The organism is Halomonas sp. DP1Y21-3, from assembly GCF_019801245.1.
GTDB classification, from domain to species: Bacteria; Pseudomonadota; Gammaproteobacteria; order Pseudomonadales; family Halomonadaceae; genus Halomonas; species Halomonas litopenaei.
Window position 1 is genome coordinate 1 of the sequence record NZ_JAHVJM010000021.1, and the last position, 719, is coordinate 719.

Sequence of the window (719 nt, forward strand, 5' to 3'; positions counted from 1 at the left end):
GGCGGCACGGTCGAAGGCGACTACGGCACCCTGAGCGTCAGTGTCTCTGACGGCGAGTACAGCTGGAGCTACACCCTGGATGGCAGCACCCAGGACCACACCAGCCAGGGCACCGGCAGTGATGACCTGGCGGATCAGTTCGCCATTGTCGTCACCGATAGCGATGGCGATACGGCTTCGACCAGCCTGACCATCGCCGTCAACGACGATGTACCTGTGGCCGTGGATGACGCCACCACGACCGGCGAGGACACAGCGGTCACCTACAACGTGCTGGTCAATGCAGACGATACCAGCGACACCCAGGGTGCGGACGGTGCCAGTGTCACCGACGCCACCCTGCGTGATTCGAGCCAGGGCAGCGTGTCCTTCGACAGCGACACCGGTGAGGTGACCTTCACCCCGGCGGACGGCTTCGAGGGCGATGCGGTCATCGACTACACCATTCGCGATGCCGATGGCGACACCAGCGACGCGGTGTTCACCGTCACCGTGGCGGCGGACTCCACGCCGACCGTCAGCGTGCCGGACGCATCGCCCGATGTCGAAGGTGGGCAGTTCAGCGTCAGCGAAGCCGGATTGCCGGGCGGTAGCGCGACAGGCGACGATAGCCAGAGCACCAATGGCAGTCTGCCGATCACCACCGGTGGCGATAGCCTGGCCTCGCTGGTGATCAACGGCCAGAACGTGACGGGCGGCGGCACGGTCGAAGGCGACTA

1 protein-coding gene is annotated in these 719 nt (G+C 65.5%); it reads left to right on the forward strand.

Features of this window, described 5'->3' with window-relative positions; translation table 11 throughout:
* Positions 1 to 719, forward strand: a 719-nt coding sequence (locus tag KUV74_RS20740; protein WP_222517286.1) for an Ig-like domain-containing protein, incomplete at both ends; no start/stop codon positions are given.